At 71.2% G+C, this 3,891-nt stretch carries 2 protein-coding genes and 1 pseudogene; all 3 read left to right on the top strand.

Features of this window, described 5'->3' with window-relative positions:
- Positions 1-101, top strand: a pseudogene (locus ACH4EB_RS38525) (ATP-binding protein); the annotation flags it as partial.
- A gap of 409 nt (positions 102-510) precedes the next feature.
- Positions 511-3,687, top strand: a complete 3,177-nt coding sequence (locus ACH4EB_RS38520; protein WP_398353196.1) for a nitrate- and nitrite sensing domain-containing protein — start codon at positions 511-513, stop codon at positions 3,685-3,687.
- A gap of 10 nt (positions 3,688-3,697) precedes the next feature.
- A partial coding sequence (locus ACH4EB_RS38515) for a roadblock/LC7 domain-containing protein (protein WP_398350886.1) occupies positions 3,698-3,891 on the top strand: 194 nt, incomplete at its 3' end.

Genomic DNA, 3,891 nt, shown 5'->3' with positions numbered 1-3,891 from the left:
CCGACGCCCCCATCATCACCACCGACGCCCGCCACCGCAGCGAAGCCAAGAGCGCCCTCATCACCCTCGTCGAACACGCCCTCATGGCCCGCCTGAAGTGATGTCTTCAAGTCGCCCCGCCCGGAAGTAAGTTGCCTCGGGCAATGAGAGGCCGGACCGGTGCCGCCCGGCGCCGGGAAGGCCGGGCCCCCGGCGGTTCCCGTACGGACTGTGTCCTTGGCCACGCCGCCGGTCGCGTTCATAACGTTTCGACAGAGAATTCACCCGCCGTCGACACCCGGCGCGCACACGCGGCTCCGCTGTGCTCACATTCCTCTCGCCTTTTGCCGCCCCTCGCCCTTAACGCCCCTTTTATCTGACGTGCTCAGCGGGTTGCCGCTCCTTTGCCCAGTGTTTGGAACGCACGGTCCTGACGTGCTGAAATTCGCTGAACTCCGGAGTAGTAACGCCCTGAAGAAAACGGCACAGCGCAAAAGGGTGCGGTGCCGGCGCCGAGAGGTTGTTGGTCGAGTGAGGCGAAGCAAGGCGGGCCCCGAGCCGCAGGAACCGCGGCGGGGCAACTTCACGCCGCCGTCGCACAGCGCGGCACCGGTTGCCGGCGCGTCCGAGAGCCCGGCCGCCACCGCCCCCGTGAGCGGCGGGCGGTTCTCCCCGCGCAACTGGCGGGTGGCCACCCGGCTCAACGCGATTCTGCTCATCCCCGTACTCGTCGCCCTGGTCTTCGGCGGCCTGCGCGTGAACAACTCGGTCGAGACCTGGCAGGAGGCCCAGGACGCCGAGTCCACCGCCAAGCTGGTGCGCGCCGCGGCCGCCTACAGCCACGCCATCATCGACGAACGGGACCGCACCGCCGAGCCGCTGCTGACCGGCAAGCGCGACGACCCGGCGGTCGGCGAGGCGCGGCAGGCCACCGACGCCGCGGCGGACGCGTTCCACGCCGCGGTCGAGGAGATGCCCGCCAAGGAGGGCCTCAAGCGCCGTCTGGCCGCCTTCGAGAAGGTCGAGCCGGGCCTGAAGAAGCTGCGCGAGACCGCGTACTCGTCGCAGCTCACCGGCGTACGGACCGAAGAGGGCTACGTCGCCATCCAGCACCCGCTGATGGAGTTCGCCAACGAGCTGGGCCTGGGCACCGGCAACATCACGTCCTACGGCCGTACGGTCTACGCCGTCTCGCTGGCCAAGGCCGCCGAGTCGCTCACCCGCGCCATCGGTACCCACCTGCTGATCGACCCGGCCTCCCCGCAGGGCGGCAAGGAGCACAAGAAGCAGCTCACCGCGTTCGCCTCGTACAAGTACCTGGAGAACATCGCCATCGGCGAGTACACCTCCGGCGGCACCCCCGAGGACGTACAGCGGCTCAAGGACGACGCCGCCAAGCTCAGGAAGCAGGCCGCGGAGGCCGCCGCCAAGGCCAGGCAGCGCGCCGAGGCCGCCGGCCAGCAGTTCAAGGCGCCGCCGTCCTTCGACGCGATGACCGCCGCCATCGGCTCCGGCGCCACGCCGCAGCAGCTCGCCGCGCAGGGCATCACCCCGGAGACCTGGTTCGCCGCGGCGACCGGCACGTTCGACATGTACCGCGCCATCGAGAAGGACCTCGCGGACAAGGCCGTCGACGAGGCCGCCCAGATCTCCTCCGACGCCCGGCAGTCCACCTTCACCGACTCCGCGATCGTGATCGCCGCGCTGGTCATCGCGTTCCTGGTGGCCGGCATGATGGCCCGCCGGATGAGCCGCAACATGCGCCGGCTGCGCACCGCGGCCTTCGGCATCGCCGAGCAGCGGCTGCCGACCCTGGTCGACCAGCTCTCCCGTACGGACCCGGGCCGCGTCGACACCCGCGTACAGCCCATCCCGATCCACACCACCGACGAGATCGGCGAGGTCGCCCGCGCCTTCGACCAGGTGCACCGGGAGGCCGTCCGGCTCGCCGCCGAGCAGGCCCTGCTGCGCGGCAACGTCAACGCGATCTTCACCAACCTCTCGCAGCGCAACCAGGGCCTGATCGAACGTCAGCTCACCCTGATCACCGAGCTGGAGAACAACGAGGCCGACCCGGACCAGCTCGAAAGCCTCTTCCGGATGGACCACCTGGCCACCCGTATGAGGCGCAACGGCGAGAACCTCCTCATCCTCGCGGGCGAGGAGCCGGGCCGTCGCTGGAACCAGCCGGTACCGCTGATCGACGTGCTGCGCGCGGCGACGTCCGAGGTCGAGGCGTACGAGCGAATAGAGCTGTCCGGCGTGCCGGACGGCGACATCCACGGCACCGCCGTGACCGACCTCGTGCACCTGCTCTCCGAGCTGCTGGAGAACGCCACCACGTTCTCCTCCCCGCAGACCAAGGTGCGGGTCGCCGCCACCCGGCTGCCGGACGGCCGCGTCATGATCGAGATCCACGACAAGGGCATCGGGCTCACCCCCGAGGACTTCGCGGACATCAACCACAAGCTGGCCAACCCGCCGACCGTGGACGCCTCGGTCTCCCAGCGCATGGGCCTGTTCGTGGTCGGCCGCCTCGCCGACCGGCACGGCATCCGTGTCCAGCTCCGCCCCTCCGGCGAGCAGGCGGGCACCACGTCCCTCGTCATGCTCCCCGAGGCCATCACCCACGGCGGTGGCGGCGAGGAGGGCTACGACGACGACTTCACCGTTTCCCGCATCGTCCCCGAGCACCAGCAGGGCGCGTACGAGAGCGACGGCCGCTCGGCCGCCGAGCTGGGCTTCGACGAGCTGGGCCATGGGCAGCACGGCGCCGCTCCGCAGCTCGACCCGGTCAACCGCTCGCTGATGCGCGAGGAGCGCCGGGCGGCGCTGGAGGCGCAGGCCGGCGGCGCGGGCACCCAGCAGCACCCCCTCGGGCAGGGCCAGTACCAGGACCCGTCGGCGGCGCTGTTCCAGGACCCGGCGCAGCAACCCGGCGCGGACTACGGCAATCACCCCGGCCAGGCATATGCGGAACCGGGCCAAGGCATCTACGGCGATGGCTCGCCGCAGGGCCAGGGACTTGCCGAAGTCGGTTACGGCGAGACCGCCGGCCAGCAGCCGTACGCCCCGTACCAGCCGCAGCAGCAGGACGACTGGCCCGAAAACGGAGCCCGGAGCGGCTACTTCGGCCAGGAAACGGAATCCGACCGGAATCAGCCGCCCGCTCCCGCGGACGGTCCGGAACGCGTAGCATTCGACCGACCGGACCCCACCCCGAACGGCGCACCGCCGCTGACCGACGCCGGTCTTCCGCGCCGCGGCGCCGCCGACCGGCCGCAGGCTCAGCAGCAGCAGTGGCAGCCGTTCGAGGAGGCGTCCTCCAGGCCCCGTGCCCAGGAGGAACCGGCGGCCGCCCCGCAGGGGAACGCGCCGGAGCCCGGTACGGACGACTCCGAGTGGCGCTCGGCCAACGACGAGCGCTGGCAGCGGGCGGAGCGGCTGCGCGAGCCGAAGGCGGGCGGAGTCACCTCCTCCGGTCTGCCCCGGCGGGTCCCCAAGGCCAACCTGGTCGAGGGCACGGCGGAGCAGAGCCCGCAGGGCGGCCCGCAGGTCTCCCGCGCTCCGGAGGACGTCCGCGGCCGGCTGAGCAACCTGCGGCGCGGGGTCCAGCAGGGACGCAACGTGGGCACGGACCACCCGGAGGTCCCCCAGAATGACCAACAGGGCTTCGGCCCCGGCAGCACCTACGATCAGGAGCGTTAGTGTGAGCCCGATGAGCCAGGCGGCGCAGAACCTGAACTGGTTGATCACCAACTTCGTGGACAACACCCCCGGTGTGTCCCACACGGTCGTGGTCTCCGCGGACGGTCTCCTCCTCGCCATGTCCGAGGGCTTCCCTCGGGACAGAGCCGATCAGTTGGCGGCGGTGGCCTCCGGCCTCACCTCGCTGACCTCCGGCGCCTCCCG

It is taken from the genome of Streptomyces sp. NPDC018045 (genome assembly GCF_044327445.1).
GTDB lineage: Bacteria > Actinomycetota > Actinomycetes > Streptomycetales > Streptomycetaceae > Streptomyces.
Note: the sequence above shows the minus strand (reverse complement) of the source record. Positions and strands in the feature narration are given on the sequence as shown.